Raw genomic sequence first — 1439 nt, forward strand, 5'->3', positions numbered from 1 at the left:
ACAAAGCATGAAGGGGCCGCAGTGAATCGGTGGCTGCGACTGTTTATTAAAAACACAGCACTCTGCAAACACGAAAGTGGACGTATAGGGTGTGACGCCTGCCCGGTGCCGGAAGGTTAAGTGATGGGGTGCAAGCTCTTGATCGAAGCCCCGGTAAACGGCGGCCGTAACTATAACGGTCCTAAGGTAGCGAAATTCCTTGTCGGGTAAGTTCCGACCTGCACGAATGGCGTAACGATGGCCACACTGTCTCCTCCTGAGACTCAGCGAAGTTGACGTGGTTGTGAAGATGCAATCTACCCGCGGCTAGACGGAAAGACCCCATGAACCTTTACTGTAGCTTTGCATTGGATCGTGAACCGGCCTGTGTAGGATAGGTGGGAGGCACTGAAGCGTGGACGCTAGTCTGCGTGGAGCCAACCTTGAAATACCACCCTGGTCTGTTTATGGTTCTAACCTAGGTCCGTTATCCGGATCGGGGACCGTGCATGGTGGGCAGTTTGACTGGGGCGGTCTCCTCCTAAAGTGTAACGGAGGAGTTCGAAGGTACGCTAGAGACGGTCGGAAATCGTCTTGATAGTGCAATGGCATAAGCGTGCTTAACTGTGAGACTGACACGTCGAACAGGTACGAAAGTAGGACATAGTGATCCGGTGGTTCTGTATGGAAGGGCCATCGCTCAACGGATAAAAGGTACTCTGGGGATAACAGGCTGATACCGCCCAAGAGTTCATATCGACGGCGGTGTTTGGCACCTCGATGTCGACTCATCTCATCCTGGGGCTGTAGCCGGTCCCAAGGGTATGGCTGTTCGCCATTTAAAGAGGTACGTGAGTTGGGTTTAAAACGTCGTGAGACAGTTTGGTCCCTATCTGCCGTGGGCGTTGGATACTTGACGGAGCCTGCTCCTAGTACGAGAGGACCGGAGTGGACGTACCGCTGGTGTATCGGTTGTCATGCCAATGGCATCGCCGAGTAGCTAAGTACGGAAGAGATAACCGCTGAAGGCATCTAAGCGGGAAACTCGTCTGAAGATTAGGTATCCCGGGGGCTTGACCCCCCTGAAGGGTCGTTCGAGACCAGGACGTTGATAGGCTGGGTGTGGAAGTGCAGTAATGCACGTAGCTAACCAGTACTAATTGCCCGTGCGGCTTGATCCTATAACCTTTTAGGTTACTGAGTTTCAAGTGTCGTACATCAAAAACTTATAACGCAATCCCAATAAACGAATACACAAAGTGCTGATCCGTACTGATCAGCGCGTGCTTTTTCCCAGATTGACTGTGTGGCCCATGGCCACCAGTAACCGCTTTACGCTTGACGACCATAGCAAGGTGGAACCACTCCTTTTCCATTCCGAACAGGACAGTGAAACGCTTTCGCGCCGATGATAGTGGGCTGCGCGCCTGTGAAAGTAGGTCATCGTCAAGCTCTTATAC

Annotated in this window: 1 protein-coding gene and 2 rRNA genes (1 of these 3 cut by a window edge); 2 read left to right on the forward strand and 1 reads right to left on the reverse strand. The window is 52.4% G+C overall.

Annotated elements, in window-relative coordinates; genetic code table 11:
* A 23S ribosomal RNA gene (locus GGR41_RS12995) occupies nucleotides 1-1160 on the forward strand (its annotated part extends 1267 nt beyond the left edge of the window); the annotation flags it as partial.
* 45 nt (nucleotides 1161-1205) lie between these two features.
* Here GGR41_RS12995 and GGR41_RS13230 read toward each other — a convergent pair.
* Complete coding sequence (locus GGR41_RS13230) at nucleotides 1206-1328, reverse strand: hypothetical protein (RefSeq protein ID WP_268235115.1); 123 nt, start codon at nucleotides 1326-1328, stop codon at nucleotides 1206-1208.
* Between GGR41_RS13230 and rrf the strand changes: the two genes are divergently transcribed.
* Nucleotides 1317-1431 (forward strand): 5S ribosomal RNA (rrf, locus tag GGR41_RS13000). The genes GGR41_RS13230 and rrf overlap by 12 nt on opposite strands.
* Nucleotides 1432-1439 lie beyond the last annotated feature (8 nt).

The sequence above is a fragment of the Paenalcaligenes hominis genome (genome assembly GCF_011927625.1).
GTDB lineage: Bacteria > Pseudomonadota > Gammaproteobacteria > Burkholderiales > Burkholderiaceae_B > Paenalcaligenes > Paenalcaligenes hominis.